Below are 19,967 nucleotides of genomic sequence, written 5' to 3'. Positions count from 1 at the left end.
AAACGATTTTAGTGTTCACCAGGGCCCGAAATTCCTTGCCTATGGTTTAACTTAGATTTACCAAGTTAGCACACTGCTAACTTAGAAAAGTTTTATTGAATCCCTAATTTTTTTGAACAATCATTTTGGTTAGTCGTTTTAAGTGCTAATTTAGAATATGGTAAATCCAGGACCAGGTATATTACTTATTGCAGAGCCTTTTTTGAAGGACCCGAATTTCAGCAGAACAGTGGTTTTCTTATGCGATCACCAGGATGAAGGCAGTTTTGGTTTTGTGATCAACCGGGTATTCGGCCACACCCTCAATGAGCTGATGAACGACCTGGATGAATTAAAACTTCCGGTGTTTTACGGTGGACCGGTTCAAATGGATACCATTCACTTCCTGCATCAATACCCCGATCTGATCCCCGGCAGCTATGAAGTGCTGGACGGTATTTACTGGGGTGGCGATTTTGAGACCGCAATTACTCTCATTAAAGCTGGTTCTATTGATACCACCAAAATAAGATTTTTTATAGGCTATTCCGGCTGGGGCAGCGGCCAGTTAAATGATGAATTGAAAGAAAAATCATGGCTTACCGCCCAGGCAACCCGCAAACTGGTCTTTCACCGCAAGGCCGATGAGATCTGGAAAGAATCGCTGAAACACCTCGGCGGCGATTATGAAATGATGGCCAATTTCCCGGTGGATCCGCAGCTGAATTAGGTGAATGGTCAATGGCGAATGGGGAATCAGTTACCGAGTCTTCAAAACTTACATTATAAATAAGAAAAACCGTGTCACGGCTTTAAGCCCTGACACGGTCGGCCATTTATTTTACCGGTAACTGGTAATTATCTTAAGGGAAACTTCACCCCAATACCTGCGCCCCAGTTATTGAGGTTGTCAACACCCATTTCTTTGTAAGGCATGTAATTATACGCTCCGAAAAGATGGATACCGGCAGGTCCCTGCGGCCTGAACGGAATAAACACACCCACTTCGGGCCGGGCAGCGAACTTGAAATTGGATCTCGAATTTTCAAACTCACCTAGGTATTGATCAAATACCACCATATTACCACCTACACCTACCCCAACATACGGTTGAATGGCCTTGCCCGGCATAAAACGGTATTGCACCTGTGCCAGCAAGGGGATAGTTTGAATGGAATTCGTTACCACGGCGGATACCTCACCACCTTCTTCCATTTTATATACGGCGCGGGGATACTTCTGATAAAAATCCTGGAATCCAACGCCCACCCCTATCGATATATTATTGCTAACATTGTACATGAGGTTGGCGGTCCATCCGCGGGCAGATGTCTTTTCAACAGCACCCGTTTTAAAAGTGCTGCCCGGTATACCTATACTGTAATTTATATCGAGTTGTAATTCCCTTTCCTGCGCCTTTGCGGCAAAAGGAAAAATTGCCAAAAACAACAGACTGCTTATCAATGCCGTCCTTAACTGCGTCTTCATATCTGTGATTTTTTTGTGTTCATAAATGAGAATAGCCATTAAGATACCCTGAAATAAGTGCTTTGGTCAAAAAGCGCTTTTACGCCGGTATTAGCGGCTGAAACGCCAAAAACGCCCGAACCCCTGATAAGTCCGTTCCAGATATTGCTTATTGTGTTGGTCTGTTTGGCATCTCTTAAATTGAAAATGTCGATCGACATAGCCCCTTCCGTTATGGAATAGGTACCTAAATAATAAGAAGGGAAATAATATCCGTAACCACCATAACCCCAATAAAACGGATCCCAGTATGAACCGTAATAAGGGTCCCAATACCGGCCATAATCAAATACCCCGGTTGAGGTATTATATACCCTGCTGATATTAATACCTAGATCGGGATTCTGATCGCGGGCCACCTGCCGGTAACCACGTTGCACCAACTGGTCTTTCACCGCATTGATGTAAGCCGCATCTACTTCCGTACGCACTTTGCCTTCCAGCTTATTATCGCTGATCACTGCCACCGAATCGGCAATACTGAAGGTTCGAAATGAGCTGTAATTAACGGAGTCGGAGTGTTTGGTGATATAGATCTGTCCTTCATCACCCTCCAGGTTTTTAACGGGGTCTTTTCTGCAACTGGTAAAAGCCAGTAACCCACCTGCCAATAGCACATATACTATATTCTTCATAACTACTGATTTTACATACTTGATATTGAAAATGGAAACAAAGCCAATGCCTGAATGTTTGCAATTTCCATTCCTTAACAGCACACTAACATGTACTGAAAACCTTACATATGAGTCATAGAAACCAATCGCTTATACGACCCAGGGCATATAGGACGTTTTTATGGCTGCAAGCCGTTGCTTAAAGAAAAGTGAAAGTCAAATCCAGTTCACAGTTCAAAGTTCAGTTCACAGTTCACAGTTTGCAGTTCGCAGTTGGCAATTGCGCTGGCAACGCTATCACTTGCCAACCCATCAAGTTCCTGGATCAACTCTTTCAACCCTATCAACTTAACAACTAAATTTGCCGCATAAAAGGAACTGTAGACATATTAACCAATCCCATTGAATACCTGAAGGGCGTAGGACCGCAACGGGCCGACCTGCTCAAAAAAGAGCTGAACATTTACACCTTTAAAGACCTGCTCGAACTTGTTCCCTATCGCCATATCGATAAAACCAAAGTGAACCTGGTGCGCGATATAACACCGCACACCGATTTCATTCAAATTGCCGGCGTACTGAAAAGCTTCGGCATCGTAGGCGAAAAAAGAAGTAAACGCCTGGTGGCCGAAATAAAAGACGCCTCGGGCACCCTTGAACTGGTTTGGTTCCAGGGTATTACCTATATTCAAAAAAATCTCAGCATCGGCCAGGTATACCTGGTGTATGGGAAAGTGAGCTTTTTCCAGGGACAGCCCCAGATCACACACCCCGAAATGGAAGTCTTCAGCCGCGAAAAAAAAGAAGGCAAAAGCACCCTGGAGCCTGTGTATCCCAGCACGGAAAAATTAAAATCCCGGGGTATGGGAGGCAGACAGATCGGGCATTTTACAGAAACTTTGATTAAATTGTTGCAGGAAACCAATATTCCTGAAATATTACCCGAATCAGTACTGACATCCCTTAAACTGATGCCCCGTTTCAAGGCTTTCGTGAACATTCACTTTCCTCCCGACTTTGAAACATGGCAGCAGGCGCTGGACCGGTTGAAATTTGAAGAGTTTTTCATTGCGCAGTTACGTATGGGCCTGTTGCGGCAGCAGCGGCACCGGTATTCGAGAGGAGTTGTGTTCAGCCAGGTAGGCGAGATCTTCAACCGTTTTTATGAGCATCATCTCCCTTTTGAACTAACCAACGCACAAAAAAGAGTTATTAAAGAAATAAGACGCGATACCGGCAGTGGCAAGCAAATGAACCGGCTGCTGCAGGGTGATGTGGGCAGTGGAAAAACGATCGTAGCCCTGCTTATCTTACTGCTGGCCATTGATAACGGCTATCAGGGTTGCCTGATGGCGCCCACCGAGATCCTTACCCAGCAGCACTATAATAACATCGCCCGCCTGCTGAAAGCGCTGCCGGTAAACGTGCGCCTGCTTACCGGTTCAACCAAAACAAAGGAGCGAAAAGAAATCCTGCAGCAGCTGGAAGAAGGTTCCATTCATTTTCTGGTAGGTACCCATGCCCTGCTGGAAGATACGGTGAAGTTCAAAAACCTGGGGCTGGCCATCGTAGATGAACAGCACCGGTTCGGGGTAGCTCAAAGGGCCCGGTTATGGAACAAAGCGGCCGTTCCACCACATATGCTGGTGATGACCGCGACCCCCATTCCGCGTACCCTGGCCATGACAGCTTATGGCGATCTGGACACCAGCATTATAGACGAGCTTCCACCCAACCGCAAACCTATTTTAACCGTACATCGTTATGAAACGGTTCGAAGCCAGGTAATGGACTTTATAAAGGCCGAGATCACGAAAGGACGGCAGGCATATATCGTTTTTCCGCTTATTGAAGAATCAGAAAAGCTCGATTACGAGAACCTGATGAAAGGATACGAAAATGTGCAGGCGTATTTTCCCGAACCCAAATACTGGATCAGTATGGTGCACGGCCGGCAGACAAATGAAGTGCGGGACACCAATATGCAACGTTTCAAGACCGGCGACACTCAGATCATGGTGGGCACCACAGTTATTGAGGTAGGGGTCGACGTTCCCAACGCCAGTGTGATGGTCATTGAAAGCGCCGAGAAATTTGGCCTTTCCCAGTTACATCAACTAAGGGGCCGCGTGGGCCGCGGAAGCGAAAAAAGCTTCTGCATACTATTATCCGGTTCAAAACTGAACAATGAAGCCCGGGAACGGTTAAAGATCATGTGTGCAACGAACGACGGTTTTAAAATAGCAGAGAAAGATCTTGAACTGCGTGGTCCCGGCGATATTGAAGGCACCCGCCAAAGCGGCGCCCTGAATTTTAAACTGGCCAGCATCGTTCAGGATAAACAGTGGCTCGAGATCGCCCGTGAAATGGCCGAACGATTACTGGATACCGATCCTGACCTGAGCTCGGCAGCAAATTTGCAGCTTAAAAATTACCTGCAGTCGCTTCAGGGAAAAACCGCCTGGAGTAAGATATCGTAGGTATATTTGAAACCGGCGATCTTATTTGCACCATCAACCAATACTGCTTATTCATGGCATTTACAATTTACGTGAACCATAAATTGTAAACGGCTAATTGCTTACTGGAAATTGTGGCCGTTAACATCGTACTAACGTACCTTTTAATTAGTTTCACTTCCTTGCTATTCATGTACACTGCATGGTTTAATACGCTTTTAATGTAACCGGGCGGGTAAGAATAGTTGTGATTACGTTCAAATTATATAAATAAAACCGACAGGCATTGGGCAGGATTAGTTCGATCATACTTCTTCTTACCATCATAGCCCTTGAAATCAACGCTCAGGGCGGGCCATCCACATTTGAATTTACCGAGAACAAGGGCCAGTGGGAGAATGTAATAAAGTTCAAAGGCGAATTGCCTGCAGGTGATTTTTACCTGCATGCAAATGGCTTTACCGTGGTACAACACAACACCACCGATCTGCAACGGTATTTCCACCGTCAACATGGTGCGGTAGACGACCATACGGTGACGACTAAAAATGCGCGCGCCGGCAAAGACAAAAAGTTTGAACCGCAAAAGCCTGGTCAGGATACAGCTACGCTGCCCGGCTACCTCATTCGATCCCATGCTTACCGGGTTCATTTTGTAGGCGCTTCCGAAAACCCGGTGATAATGCCCGATAAACAGTTACCCACCTACAGCAATTATTTTATCGGCAATGATCCTTCCAAATGGCAGCACAACGTAAAGACCTTCCAGGCAGTGCTGTATAAGAACGTTTACCCTAACATCGATGTGCGGTATTTTTCCGAGAACGGCCATTTGAAATACGACATTATCGTAAACCCCGGTGGTAACGTGAACAATATCCGCATGCGCTATGAAGGAGCTGATAAACTATTGATCAAAAATAAAGAGCTGATCATTAAAACTTCGGTGGGCGATGTAAAGGAACTATATCCTTATTCTTACCAGTTTGACCTGGTAAAAGGCAGGCAGGAAACAAGCTGCGCCTATGAACTGGTCGATAATAATACTGTGCGGTTTAAAGTAGGCAACTACGCTCCCAACAGCACGCTGGTCATTGACCCTTCACTGATCTTTTCTTCATTTACAGGCAGCCGGGCGGGGCAATATGGTTTTACCGCAACCCCCGGCCCGGATGGTTCTTTATACTCTGGCGGCATTGTATTTGGAAATGGTTTTCCCGTATCGCCCGGTGCTTACCAATCTTCTTACCAGGGCGGTTCCACCAACGGTGGCGTAGACATGGGCATTTTCAAGTTCAGTCCCGACGGTTCGCAGCGTTTATATGCCACATACCTGGGCGCCGAAGGCAACGATTATCCGCATAGTCTTATCTGTGATCCGCAGGGCAATCTGGTGATCATGGGGAGAACCTATTCTTCCCGGTATCCGGGTACATTGATAGGCCCCGGCGGCAGTGCCGATATTGCCGTCACCAAATTAAATGCTACCGGTACGGCGATTATCGGTTCCCTGCGCATTGGCGGCGCCGGCGCCGATGGTGTTAACGTCAGCGACATGCAGGAAGGCGGCTCTATTAACTTAACATCTACCCTGCGCTTCTATGGCGATGATTCCCGCAGTGAAGTCACCCTGGACAATAGCGGCAATATTTACGTGGCGGCACAAACGCGTTCAGATAATTTCAGGATCATCGGTTCTGTATTCGGCGCCACGGCCGGTGGCAGCCAGGACGGGGTGGTAATGAAAATAGATCCTACCTGCAACAATGTGATCTGGAGCAGCTACCTCGGCGGCAGCGGCGATGATGGAGCTTTTGTTATTTCCGTTAACCCGCTGAACAATGATATTTATGTAGGGGGCGCTACCACCAGCTCCAATTTTCCCGGCAATAAAAGCGGGGTTTACCAGGGCGGAAGCCAGGGCGCTACAGATGGTTTTGTGGCCCAGATCGCGAATAATGGTTCTACCATCACGCGCAGCACCTACATGGGCACCGGCGCATTTGACGCGGTATATGGTATCAAGTTCGACAGAATGGGGATCCCATATATTATGGGGGTTACCGAAGGTACCTGGCCCATTGTGAATGCAGCTTATAATGGGGGGAACTCCAGGCAGTTCATTGCCAAGCTGCAACCCGACCTGTCGAATTTTATTTACTCAACAACATTCGGTAACGGTGCTGCCCGGCCGAACATTTCACCGGTGGCTTTCCTGGTCGACCGTTGCGAGAATGTATACATTTCCGGCTGGGGCGGCTGGATATCGGCCAATGGCCGCGATCCCTTTAATATGTCGGGCGTAGCAGGTATGCCCATTACGCCCGATGCATTGAAAAGCGTTACAGACAATCACGATTTCTATTTTATAGTTATTAAAAAAGATGCGGCATCCCTCTTGTATGGTACCTTTTTTGGCCAAAGCGGCGGTGAGGGCGAACACGTGGATGGGGGCACCAGCCGCTACGATGCCCAGGGGGTTATTTACCAGGCCATCTGCGCCAACTGTTTCGGCAGTTCGGTAGGCAATATTTCGGCGCCCTACCCTATTACGCCTGGCGTTGTTGGCCCCGTAAATGGTACGGGCACTTCGAACTGTAACCTGGCGGCCGCCAAGATCGCATTCAATTTTGCCGGTGTGGCTTCCGGCCCGCAACCTTATTTCAATGGCGCGGTAGACTCGCTGGGTTGTGTGCCCTTTACAGTTACCCTGAAGGATACGGTGCTCAATGCCAAAAGTTATGAATGGTCATTTGGCGATGGTACACCCGATGAAACTACCACCAATGTTGAAGTCACACACACGTTTACGGCGGTGGGCGATTACCGGGTGCGATTGATCGCCATCGATTCCACCACCTGCAATATCCGCGATACTGCGTATGTGACCATTCATGTGCGTTCCGATAAGGCCGAGCTGGCGTTCATGACTAACAAATTACAGCCCTGCGAATCGCTGAATTACCGGTTCACCAATACCACCACCTTCCCGCCCACCAAACCCTTCCAGGCCAGCAGCTTTACCTGGGATTTTGGGGATGGCACCCGGGTTACACCGGCAGACCGGGTAGTGGAACATTCCTATGCTTCGGCGGGTACCTACAAAACGAGATTGATCTTGCACGATACAGCTTATTGTAACTCGCCCGATTCCATTGAGAAGGAATTGCGGGTATCGCCGCTGGTAGATGCCCGGTTCGAAACGCCGCCATCGGGCTGTGCGCCTTATACAGCTATTTTCAACAATACGTCACTGGCCGGCCAGGAGTTTTACTGGGATTTTGGCGATGGTACTACATCTACGGAAGTGAACCCCGTGCACGTGTATAACAACGTTGGCAATTACCGCGTGAGATTGAGGGTGGTTGATACCAGCACCTGTAACAAGGAGGACTCTACTTTCATGGATATTGGTGTGCATCCGCTGCCAACCGCCGATTTCTCGGTAACGCCCGTTCCACCTGTGACCAACCGGCCAACGATCTTCACCAATTTATCAACCGGTGGCACAAGGTATGTATGGTTATTTGGGGATGGCGATTCAACCATTAAAACAACAATGGATACTGTAGGCCATCAATACAATTCAACCGGAACATTCAATGCCTGCCTCATTACTTTCAATGAGTTTAATTGCAGCGATACGATCTGTAAACCAGTGGAAGCACTCATTGATCCGTTGCTCGATGTGCCCAATGCCTTTACGCCCGGCCGCTTTGGCAGGAACAGCTATATTTCCGTTGCCGGATTTGGTATCGCCAAAATGAGCTGGAAGATCTATAATCGTTGGGGACAACTCGTATTTGAAACAAATAACCGGAAGTCGGGCTGGGATGGCACCTACAAAGGCCAGCCACAACCGATGGATGTATATGCCTATACGCTCGATGTGGAATTTTCCGACGGAAGAAAACTAAGAAAGACGGGGGATATTACGTTAATACGCTAGAGGCAAAAGGCAAAAAGCCAAAAAGGCAGAAGGCATAAAGTTCACAGGCGGAAGCCAGCGCCTTACAGTACGGGATGCCCGCGGTAATAAGCAGTTGCGCAACAAGCGTTAAGCGTTGAGCGTTACACCTTGCGCATTGAGCATTAAGCCTTTTATAATAATACGTTAAAGCTCCCTAAAAGCTTGACGGTGGTATAACAAATTGTAATTTTAGAACAGGTGGTTATGAAGACAATTACAGTAACTAAGACAGTGCGGCCCCCTGTGACCCGGGAAATTTTAAACCGATTTCTACTAAAGGTGATGCTGCCAATTTCATGTATCGTGTGCTTCTGCTTTCAAACAGCAGCACAGGATCTACACTTTTCACAATGGTTTAATTCCCCGCTCACAACCAACCCGGCCAATACGGGCTTTATTCCCGATGCCGATTACCGGGTGGGTATTAATTACCGCAACCAGTGGTCAACGATCATGAGCGTGCCATACAAAACTATGAGCATTTGGGGCGATGCCCAGGTGTTCAGAGATCGTATTGAAAGCGGCTGGCTGGGTTTGGGCGGAGTTATCCTTCGCGATGTAGCCGGTTCAGGCAGTCTTACCTCAACTAAGATATATGCTTCTGCAGCCTATCATCAGATGCTGGGCGTAGCGCATTTGTTATCGGCCGGTTTTAATGTAGGCTGGGCCAACAAACGCATCAACACCACTGACCTTAAATTTCCCGATCAGTTTGATGGCAAGTTCTTCGACAGCAACCTGCCTACCAGTGTGGTGCTCGATCAACCGAATGTAAATTACTTCGATATGCAGGTGGGCGTGAACTACGCCTACTTTCCTACCGACAGATTGTATATAAACGGGGGCATCTCCGTATGGCATATCAACCAGCCACGGGAATCCTTCTTCAACAATGATGCAGCCGATTTTGATTCCCGCCTTCCCCGGCGGTACAATGCCTTTGCCAATGCCAGCATTAAACTGAACGAGCAGGTGATCGTAAACCCCATGGCTTATTTCAGCAGCACGGCCAAAGCCAGTGAGCTGGTAGCCGGCGGCAATGTGCAGTACAATCTCTCCGGCGATGGCGAAACACAATTGATCGGCGGTTTATATTATCGCCCGGGCGATGCGGTTATACCCATGATCGGATTTGAGTGGAAAGCCATTAAGCTGATGTTCACCTATGATGCCACCACATCATCGCTGAACCAGTATAATTATTCCCGTGGCGCCTTTGAATTTGCCTTGTTGCGGCATGGGTTCTATAATGAATACAATGGCGACAGAAGACAATCTATGTGCCCTTCATTTAAATATTAGTTCAGTAGCCTCGCAGTAATTCAATATTATTGCAACCTTCCTATTAAATACACTTTGAAAACGCAAATCTTGGTTAAACATATCCTGGTAGCTATAGCGCTTCTTAGCGGCGTTATACGATCGGTAGCGCAGGGCCCTTCCACTTTTGAGTTTATAGAGAATAAAGGACAGTGGGATAAACAGGTAGCTTTTAAAAGCGATCTGCCCACCGGTAATTTCTATCTTCGGAAGAACGGTTTTACCGTAGTACAACATAATAGCAGCGACCTGCAGCTGCTGCACGATAGCCACGAGGCTTTGCTCCATGGCGGCCAGCACAATAACAAGCCGAAAGCCCGGAACAGCACTGCCGAAGCTTCCGGCAATAACAGCCTCACCATTCGGTCACATGCCTACCAGGTGCAATTTGTGGGCGCTGCCGAAAACCCGGAGATCGTTCCTGACAAAATTCTTCCCGGTTATACCAATTATCTTATCGGCAATGATCCTTCCAAATGGAGAAGTTTTATAAAAAGCTGCCAGGCGGTGATCTATAAAAATATCTATCCCAACATCGATGTACGGTATTACTCCGAGAACGGCCGGTTGAAATACGATATCATTGTGAACCCGGGCGGCGACCCAGCTAAGATCGTCATGAAATACGAGGGCGCCGATAAGCTGTCGATCAGGAACAGTGAGCTGGTCATCAAAACAAGTGTGGGCGAGGTCAGAGAGCTTTACCCTTACTCCTATCTTTTCGATAAAGTGCATGGCAAACGCGAAACCCACTGCGCCTATACACTCGAGGGAAAGAATATCGTGCGTTTTAAAACGGCAGATTATGCAAAGACCAGTACGCTGGTGATCGATCCGGCGATCATCTTCTCCTCATTCACCGGTTCTACATCCGACGAATACGGTTTCACGGCCACACCAGGCCCTGACGGCTCTTTATTTTCCGGCAGTATCGTATTCAAACACGGCGGCTTTCCGGTTACACCCGGCGCTTATAAAACCACCCACTCCAATGGCGGCATCCGGGGCATCGACATAGGCATCTTAAAGTTCAGTCCCAATGGCGACAGGCGCGAGTATGCCACTTATCTCGGTGGCAACGAAGATGATGTTCCGCATAGCTTGTATTGCGATAAGCAGGGCAACCTGGTCGTCTTGGGCAGAACCTATTCCGGTGATTATCCTGGTACGGTGGTAGGTCCCGGCGGCAAATGTGATATGATCGTCACCAAACTGAACGCCACCGGCAGCGCCCTGATCGGTTCCATGCGTATCGGCGGCGCTGAGAACGATGGTCTGAATATTGAAGACCAGTTAGTGACCACCAGCCAGACCAGTCCATTCCGCAGCACCTCCCTGCTCAGGAACTATGGCGACCACTCGCACAGTGAAGTGATCCTCGATGAGGCCGGTTTTATTTATGTGGCCGGTCAGTCACAATCAGATAATTTTCCCATGCGCGGCGGTGGCTTTCAAAATAAAAGAGGGGGCGCCCAGGACGGCGTTGTGCTCAAAATAAATCCCGATTGTAATACCATTCTATGGAGTTCTTTCATCGGCGGATCAGCCGATGATGCCGCTTTTGTACTGGCCATACACCCTGTCACCAACGATGTTTATGTGGCCGGCGGCACTGCAAGCCCCAGCCTGCCCGGCACCGTACCAGGTTTTACCAATGGCGTTATCAGCGATGTGCTGGCAGGTAATATCGACGGTTATGTTTCTATATTTTCCAACGACGGCACGGCTATAAAACGCACGACCTTCCTGGGCACGCCCCAAATCGATTTGGTCTATGGCATCCAGTTCGATCTCACCGGTTATCCTTACGTGATGGGTACGAGCCGGGGTGGCTGGCCGGTGATCAATGCCGCCTACAGCATCCCAGACACCAAACAATTTATAGTAAAACTGCAAGCCGATCTTACGGGCATTGTTTATTCCACCACTTTCGGGGCCGGACCAAAACCCAATATTTCACCGGTGGCCTTTATGGTTGACCGTTGTGAGAATGTGTATGTATCTGGCTGGGGTGGTTGGCATTCGACCGATAAAGACCCATACGACCTGGGCGGCGTGGCCAACATGCCGATAACCCCTGACGCCCTGAAATCGGTCACCGATGACCGTGATTTTTATTTTATCGTACTGGAAAAGAACGCTTCCTCCCTGTTATATGGTACTTACTTTGGACAAAGCGGTGGCTTTGGCGAACACGTTGATGGCGGCACCAGCCGCTTTGATAAACAGGGCGCTATTTACCAGGCCATTTGCGCCAACTGTTTTGGCAGTACGCCCTCCCGCATAACCCGGCCATATCCTATAACGCCCGGTGTGGTAGGACCCGCGAATGGAACCGGCGGCACGGGCTGTAACCTGGGCGCGGTGAAGATCCTCTTCAATTTTGCAGGTGTTGGCGCCGGCCCTAAAGCTTATTTCAGAGGCAATTTTGATACAGTGGGCTGCGTGCCTTTCACTTTAAATTTTCGAGATACGGTATTGGATGCGAAAAGTTATGAATGGAGTTTTGACGATGGCAGCCCTGATGTAACAACTACCGTATACAATGTGTCGCATACTTTTCATGCGGTGGGTACCTACCGGGTGCGGCTGATCGCTATCGATTCTGCTTCCTGTAATATCCGCGATACGGCCTATGTAACCATTCATGTGCGCGATGATGAAGCGAAGGTCAGTTACACAGTGAAAAAATTAGCACCCTGCGAAGCGCTGAATTACGAGTTTGAAAATATCTCCACTTTCCCGCCCGGCAAACCTTTTAATGCCAACAGTTTTATCTGGGAATTTGGGGATGGCACCCGCATAACACCGGCGAACAAGACGATACAGCATTCTTATGCCGCGCCGGGTACTTATTTATCCAGGCTTATCCTGAATGACACCGCGTATTGTAATTCGCCAGATACGGCATTTCAGGAACTGCGGGTATCGCCGCTGGTGGTTGCCCGCTTTGAAACACCGGCTACCGGCTGTGCTCCCTACACCGCCTTCTTCAACAACACGTCGCTGGCCGGCCATCAATTTTCCTGGGATTTTGGGGATGGCGCCACTTCAACAGAAGTGAACCCCAGCCATACCTATACCAATATAGGCAGGTACCCGGTTACCCTGATCGTCACAGATACCAACACCTGTAATAAAGCGGATACCATCGTTCAGGTGATCAATGTGTATGCGAAACCGGTAGCTGATTTTTCTTTCGCGCCGGTTACGCCGGAGGTTAATAAACCGACCATCTTTACCAATTTGTCGGGCCCTGCCATGGAATACCAATGGCATTTTGGCGATGGCGAACAGGTAGTTAAAAGAACAAAGGATACGGTCATGTATCAGTATAATGCCACTGGTAATTTCGAAGTTTGCCTGGTGGCGGTCTCTGCCGACTATTGTACCGATACGGTTTGCAAACCGGTTCAGGCCCTGATCAATCCATTGCTCGATGTGCCCAACGCCTTTACTCCGGGCCGCTTTGGCCGCAACGGCATTGTAATGGTAAGCGGTTTTGGTATTGCGAAAATGAACTGGCGCATTTACAACCGCTGGGGAAAACTGGTGTTTGAGACCCAGGATCGCCGCATTGGCTGGGATGGCACTTTTAAAGGCCAGCTGCAGCCCATGGATGTATATGCCTATACGTTAGATGTGGAGTTCTTTGATGGGCAAAAGCTGCGAAAGACGGGAGATATCACGCTTATTAGGTGATGCTTTCTAAGTAATTACATGTTTTGAAAACATAGTGGTGTGTACGCAGTTTGCAGTTGGCAGTTTGCAATACAGGCCAACTGAGAACTGCGAATTGCCAGCTGCCAATTGCTGCTACCGGTGTTGCTCATACTTATTAGCGATCAATGATGCCTGCAGCTTCTTCATTTCTGCTTCTGTAAGGGAAGGTGAATCAATGGCTGCAACAGCTTCTTCCAACTGCTCCATTGTTCTTATACCAGTTACGGCTGCTGTTAAAGCAGGATGCTGTAAGACGAAGCCGATGGCGGTTTGAGCCGCATTCCGGCGGGCATTGGATATTGATTGCACGGCTGCTGCTGCCTGCTCTACTTCCTGCTGTGAATAATTTAAATAGGGTTTTGCTGTTTTATTCACCAGTAATCCCTGCGCCACAGCGCCCCGGGCCAATACGCCTATATTATGTTCCAGCAATAACGGTAAGGCCGATTCTTCGGGTCTGCGGTCTAACAAACTGTATTGCATCATCACGCTCACGATATTCGATCGTTTGATATACTCCCTGATCACATTGGGGCGAATGGAAGAGATGCCATAATACCTGATCTTTCCCTGCTGCTTCAACAATTCGAAGGCCTCAATGGTCTCACCGATGGGATCATCGATGGTACCGCCATGCAACTGGTACAGATCGATATAATCGGTTTGCAGCCGCTGCAGGCTCTTTTCCACCTGGGCCAGCATGTAATCTTTGCGAGGGTTCCAGTCCCAGCCACTGCCATCGGCGCGCCACTGATTACCCACCTTGGTGGCGATATATATTTTGCTGCGGTGTGCTTTCAGCGCTTTGCCAACGGACACTTCATTCATCCCCTTTGCATACAGATCGGCCGTATCAAAAAAGTTAATGCCCAGGTCCAATGCCCGGTGCAGGATCTTTTCATTGGCGGCATCATCATCGCCTAACGACATACATCCAAAGCCAATACGGCTGATCCGCAGATCTGATCTGCCTAATTGTACATATTCCATGGTATAAAGGTATAACTAAAAAAAGCGTGGCACGGTTCGAAACCGTGCCACGCTTTTTACATTATTATAGTGCTACATTACCATCTGAAATCGAAATACAAAGTGCCGCTCAGCTGCTCATTGGCGCTTTTCAGGCTTTTGGCAGCAACATTATCAGCTGGTTTGGTGCTCAAACCGCTGATCTGGTGCATGAACCCGATGTTACCGTTATCAGGGAATGGAGCGCTGCTGAACTCATTCAGCAGGGCGCCCTGCTTGAGGGGGCTGAACATTTGCAGGAACAGATTTGACTGATCGGTATAGAAGGTGAAATTACCCATGTTTGTCTGGAACTGAACCCAGTAAATATCGGCATGCCATCCTTTGAACTCGGCTGTGTTTGCACCGCGGTTCGATCTTTCCCATACGCCTAACTGTTGTCCCTTCAGGCGGTTCTTCCAAACCTGGAAGGGGCCGCGGCCAAACCACTTCATACCGGTGATCTTTTCTTCGGGATATTTGAAGGTGATACCTACAAACTCATTAGGCGATTTCATGGTGTATGAATAATCCATCTTGGGCAGGTCGCCGGTGTGGAATGTCCATTTCACATTCAGGGAGTGCTCGCCTTTATAGGTAACATCAACGTAATGCGTATTGTCTTTTACCAGGTGTTTGAAATCGGCCAAAGTATAACCGGAAACACCGGCCAGGAAAGGACCCTGAAACGAAAGATCTCTTTTACCTACATATACTTTGGTAAGACTGCCATTCTTTTTGTCGAAGATATAGTTGATACCATCGCAAACCAGCGAAAGGTGCTCAGGATCTTCAGTACGCATAATGGTAGAGATAGAAGCTACTTCAGGGCTGGTCTTCACCACATCTTCTGGTTTCATAATGGGGAAGGTCCAGGTATATACTTCTTTATCCTTGTTATCGAGAACAGTTAATACCAATGCACTGCAATGCATCCAGGGCTGGGTGAAGGTGAACTTCAACTGGCCTTTTTCACCAGGACCGGTATACGGCGATTCCACTTTTCCTTCTTCCACTACCAGCGGCTCCAGGGTCTTCTGGGTTGCTTTGGGGAAGAGGACCAATTTCCAGTTGAACTTTAACCGGGTAAGATTGGTATACAGGAATTTGTTCTCAACAGTGATCACACCATTGAATGAGGAAGTAAGATTGTTAATATCGAAACCAAGCGGGGCCCAGATCTCTTTGATCGCATAATAGCTGGCCCATTTCTCTTTCGATTTTATATCATAACCACTGGCAGATTCAATACCATTCTCATCGCGGTAAGAAGCGAGGAAGGTTCCAGAGAATTTAGACGACTTGCTGGCTTCTGTCCAGAACTCATCTAACCCTGCCGCACGGCCGCCATTATAGATCCCATTACCAATTTCCACCGGGATAAAGGCTTCGGTGCCATAGATGATGGAATTGGCGACAGAATTGAAATCTGAATGTTTGTTACCGCCTTTGGCCACGGGGTGGATCACATAACGGTTCTGCACATCGTAGAGGCTGAATTCTTTATCCAGTTCTTTATTGCTGGCGTGTTCGGGACCGGTTGACCAACATACTACAGAAGGATGGTTCAAACCGCTGAACACGACATCTTTGATCATTTTTTTCGGTTCGGGGCCGGTAAGCTCACTGATCACAAATAAACCAATGGAATCGCAGAGGTCGAAGAAGTGAGGATCTACCGGGTAATAAGACAAGCGCACAGCGTTCATGTTCAGGTCCTTCATGGTATTGATGTCTGACAGGTAAGCTTCTTCGGAAGTTCTTGCATTACCCAGTTCGGCGCTGCGGCGGTTAATGCCTTTGAAGATCACTTTCACGCCGTTCACATAGATACCATCAGGTTTCGACTCTACCGTACGGAAGCCGAATTTTTTAGTAAAAGTGTATAATACTTGTTGAGATGCGTCTTTTAATGTCAACACGATCTGATACAGGTGGGGGTTCTCGGGGTTCCATGTTCTGATCATGGAGAACTGCTTTTTAATATCGGCTTTTTCAGCAGCATTCACCTGAGACGGTTCGCCAAGCGGTTTGCCATTGGGATCAAGTACCTGGAACTCGATGGTTTGGCCGGCTTGTATACCGCTACTGAACACCTGCATCGTAAAATCGCCGGATGCTTTGGCATCAATAGTTACCCGCTCAATATAAGAATCGAACACCCGGTTATGGGCTGCGGTGCTATAAGTATTATTGGCAAGTCCCTGTTGTCCCAGTAAGGCAGGCAGCGGCAGCTTGGCTCTAATATTGTTATTGGCACGATCGTTGGAACCATAAAGACCTCGCAAAGCGGAATGGTCTTCAGCTGTCCCTAAATGCGGGTGGGTTGCGGTTCCCTGTGCAAGCGCCTGGGTTAAAATCCCATGCATGATCAACAAATGCAGGATAGTCTTTTTCATTTCAGGTGTATGGATAAGTAGCTACTAAATAAGATATCAGACATAACCGTATAAACACTACTGACCAGATATAACTCGCCAGCAGTAAGAATACCTCAGCGGTTACTCTTCTCTGCGGTTTTTGTTGGCGGGGTTATACTTTTTCCCTATAGTTCAGGCATGCTTTGAGAAACAGTTTCATTGAATAGAATGGGTACTTCTCCTTATTCAATGACTGCAACGCGCACATGCATTACAGGAAAAATGGATAGGTAGTTTCTACGAACGGTGCAATATAATACTAAATTTTGTTTTGTCTAAGCGTTTTAGATCCTTTCAATGCTCTTATATATTATTCGCCGTTTTAGCTTATTATTTTGCAAACAACCATTTATTAGCTCTTCAATATCAACTCAATTTCATTCAGCTCTTCGTTTGAGAAATGCCTGTTATCAAGACAGGCCAGGTTATTATCCAATTGTTCTGTTGAGCTTACACCGATCAGCACCGTTGTTATGCGCTTATCTTTCAGCAACCAGCTCAGGGCCATTTGCGCGAGCGACTGGTTACGCCGTTGAGCTATAACATGTAACCTGCTAATTTTCTCCAGCTTCTCCGGCGTAATTTCATTTGACTTTAAAAAGCCATGCGCTTTTGACGCTCTTGAATCGGCCGGTATTCCTTTCAGATACCTGTCTGTTAACAAGCCCTGCGCTAAAGGCGAGAAAGGAATACATCCTACGCCATATTCCTCCAACACATCCAGCAAGCCGTCTTCCACCCATCTTTCAAACATCGAATACTTGGGCTGATGTATGAGGCAAGGAGTGCCTGCCTGCTTTAAGATCTCCAGCGCCTTTTTTGCTTCAGGCGCTTTATAATTTGAAATGCCAACATACAAGGCCTTTCCACTTTTCACGATATCATGCAAGGCCATCATGGTCTCTTCCAGGGGCGTTTCAGGATCGGGCCGGTGCGAGTAAAAGATGTCGACATAATTTAACCGCATCCGTTTCAAACTCTGATCGAGGCTTGCCATCAGGTATTTCCTGGAGCCCCAGTTGCCATAAGGTCCATCCCACATTACATAACCTGCCTTGGATGAAATGATGAGCTCATCGCGCAGGTTACCACTGAAATCTTTTTTCAACATGGCCCCGAAATTCTCTTCTGCCGAGCCGGGCGGCGGCCCGTAATTGTTGGCCAGATCGAAATGGGTGATGCCTTTGTCAAACGCATGTCGGATAATACGGCGCGCATTTTTGAAATCGTCTACGCCGCCGAAGTTATGCCACAAACCCAGTGACAAAGCGGGTAATAATAAACCGCTATTGCCGCAACGATTATAGGTCATGGCATCATAACGGGTCGAAGACGGAGTATATGCCATCTTAGTTATTGATTAATGTAATGCTTAAAATTAGTTGAAAAGCACGATCCTGAAGCCACGGCAGCATTGAGTACCAATACACATAACCCAGGTTATTCAATGCGTAATATATATAACGCTTCTTACTATCAATTAAGTACGTATATATAAGAATAATACTTTAGCTACCGGGATCTTACTGTACACAGTTCTACGCATCTTCCCCTGGTGTAACCTGTACATATGTTAAACGCAACATCCCTTAATTAATTATGTTGAAACATAAAACTAACAACTGTTCCTTTAACAATTTATATAGGCGGGGCCTGCGTTTGGCGGGATAACTGCTTGCTGGGCAAGGACTAATGAAAGCCGGTTGCCAGTTGGCCATTGGCAGCCAGAAGTGTAAAGATTATGGCTTATCGCTGGTGGGAAGGCGTAAAAACCAGGCTGCTCATGCATCTGACGAACAACCTGGAAAGGAAGAGCTAGCCGGTTCAAAGTTCCAGTTCATAGTTCACCGTTCACCCGCTGCCGCAGTTGGCAGTTGGCCATTAAAAATCCTGGGTCACGCCGTTATGGGACAGCTGCAGCTCAGGACAACTGCAAACTGTGAACTGCGAACTGTAAACTATTGGGGTTTAAACCGGAAGCCGATATAACAAATGCCGTCGCCGGGGTTTGGTTTGTCGCGGATCACCGCCAGGGTCATAGAGGTGGCCGACATATCAATGATCCGGAGCGTGCTCCAGTTGCTCGAATTTTTGTAATAATCACCGCCGTATAACATTTCACAGCCGGTCAGCTTTACCAATTTGTTCTTCAGATCAATATCAAATTTTCCGGTGCAGGTGGTCGCATTGCCACCTGCATCCAGCAAGACGCGGGTGTAGTTCTTTCCATTGTTGAGATCGAAATACATGGAGCCGTAGTCCCGCTTTGTCATTGTCCAGGAATTGCCTGCATAGTCGGGGTGCCATGACCAGTTATCACCGCTGGGTTTGCCATAATCGAGGCCATACCAGCCGATGGGGAAATCCATATCCAGTACCCAGGTCTTACCGTTCTGTCCATTGGTCAGCCATTCCCATTCCGGATCGGTGATGGTTGACAAGTCTGTTTTGCTGACTTTTATTTTTACAGAATCACCCGCTACAAAGCCACCCCCAGAGCTGGCGCCATACTTAATAACATACTCACCCGAAAAGGGAAAGACCAGGGTGTCGTATTCACGGGTAGAGAAACCGCCCTCGTAGGTCCATGAGGGAATGGCATTGCTGGTGAAACTTTTCAGATACACCACATTGTCTTTATTGGTTTGCTGGGTCACAGAGAATTTCAGGTCCTCTTTGGTGAGGGGGGCAGGCAATGATTCCCTTTTTTCTGATGGTGAACAGCGGACGATAAATAAGACCACTGCTATTAATATAACTAGTTTTAATTGTTGCATGGTGATCGATTTTATGTGTTACAAGTTCCAGGTTACAGGGCTTCGAGCTTAAGGTTTCTGAGGCCGGGGTTCCGGTCACAAGTTTCAGGCCATGGGTTACCGGTTTTTGTATTCCTGTAACCTGAAACCTGTTAAACTTGTAACATCTGTTTATACGTCTTTCTTTC

At 47.7% G+C, this 19,967-nt stretch carries 11 protein-coding genes; 5 read left to right on the top strand and 6 right to left on the bottom strand.

All coding sequences use genetic code 11. The annotated features are described in order from the left end of the window. Positions 1–157 precede the first annotated feature (157 nt). The gene (locus tag JT717_RS04805) at positions 158–709 is read left to right on the top strand and encodes a YqgE/AlgH family protein (protein ID WP_014223435.1); all 552 of its coding nucleotides are present in this window, start codon (positions 158–160) and stop codon (positions 707–709) included. Between the two features lie 128 nt (positions 710–837). Here JT717_RS04805 and JT717_RS04800 read toward each other — a convergent pair whose 3' ends face one another. After that, on the bottom strand, positions 838–1,467 hold the full coding sequence (locus JT717_RS04800; protein WP_205509027.1) for an outer membrane beta-barrel protein: 630 nt from the start codon (positions 1,465–1,467) through the stop codon (positions 838–840). A gap of 38 nt (positions 1,468–1,505) precedes the next feature. Then, on the bottom strand, positions 1,506–2,141 hold the full coding sequence (locus JT717_RS04795; RefSeq protein ID WP_205509026.1) for a DUF4136 domain-containing protein: 636 nt from the start codon (positions 2,139–2,141) through the stop codon (positions 1,506–1,508). A 341-nt stretch (positions 2,142–2,482) separates the two neighbouring features. Between JT717_RS04795 and recG the strand changes: the two genes are divergently transcribed. From recG to JT717_RS04775, 4 genes are all read left to right on the top strand, one after another. Beyond that, the gene (recG, locus tag JT717_RS04790; RefSeq protein ID WP_205509117.1) at positions 2,483–4,603 is read left to right on the top strand and encodes an ATP-dependent DNA helicase RecG; all 2,121 of its coding nucleotides are present in this window, start codon (positions 2,483–2,485) and stop codon (positions 4,601–4,603) included. A gap of 265 nt (positions 4,604–4,868) precedes the next feature. After that, positions 4,869–8,531, top strand: coding sequence for a DUF7948 domain-containing protein (locus tag JT717_RS04785; protein WP_205509025.1), 3,663 nt, complete (start codon positions 4,869–4,871; stop codon positions 8,529–8,531). A 303-nt stretch (positions 8,532–8,834) separates the two neighbouring features. Further along, a complete protein-coding gene (locus JT717_RS04780) occupies positions 8,835–9,854 on the top strand; it encodes a PorP/SprF family type IX secretion system membrane protein (RefSeq protein ID WP_240347816.1) in 1,020 nt (339 codons plus the stop codon). 69 nt (positions 9,855–9,923) lie between these two features. Continuing rightward, positions 9,924–13,574 carry a DUF7948 domain-containing protein gene (locus JT717_RS04775; protein WP_240347815.1) on the top strand — a complete coding sequence of 1,217 codons (3,651 nt, stop codon included), beginning with the start codon at positions 9,924–9,926 and terminating at the stop codon, positions 13,572–13,574. A 114-nt stretch (positions 13,575–13,688) separates the two neighbouring features. Here the strand turns inward: JT717_RS04775 and JT717_RS04770 are convergent, their stop codons facing one another. The 4 genes from JT717_RS04770 to JT717_RS04755 form a co-directional block, all read right to left on the bottom strand. After that, positions 13,689–14,585, bottom strand: a complete 897-nt coding sequence (locus JT717_RS04770; RefSeq protein ID WP_205509023.1) for an aldo/keto reductase — start codon at positions 14,583–14,585, stop codon at positions 13,689–13,691. A 77-nt stretch (positions 14,586–14,662) separates the two neighbouring features. Beyond that, entirely contained in the window at positions 14,663–17,002 is a 2,340-nt protein-coding gene (locus tag JT717_RS04765; protein ID WP_205509022.1) for a glycoside hydrolase family 2 TIM barrel-domain containing protein, read from the bottom strand. A gap of 373 nt (positions 17,003–17,375) precedes the next feature. Beyond that, a complete protein-coding gene (gene mgrA, locus JT717_RS04760) occupies positions 17,376–18,371 on the bottom strand; it encodes an L-glyceraldehyde 3-phosphate reductase (protein ID WP_205509021.1) in 996 nt (331 codons plus the stop codon). A 610-nt stretch (positions 18,372–18,981) separates the two neighbouring features. After that, positions 18,982–19,800 carry a hypothetical protein gene (locus tag JT717_RS04755; RefSeq protein ID WP_205509020.1) on the bottom strand — a complete coding sequence of 273 codons (819 nt, stop codon included), beginning with the start codon at positions 19,798–19,800 and terminating at the stop codon, positions 18,982–18,984. Positions 19,801–19,967: the final 167 nt, after the last annotated feature.

It is taken from the genome of Longitalea arenae (assembly GCF_016924755.1).
Lineage (GTDB): Bacteria > Bacteroidota > Bacteroidia > Chitinophagales > Chitinophagaceae > Niastella > Niastella arenae.
This window is presented reverse-complemented; position numbering and strand designations above follow the sequence as displayed.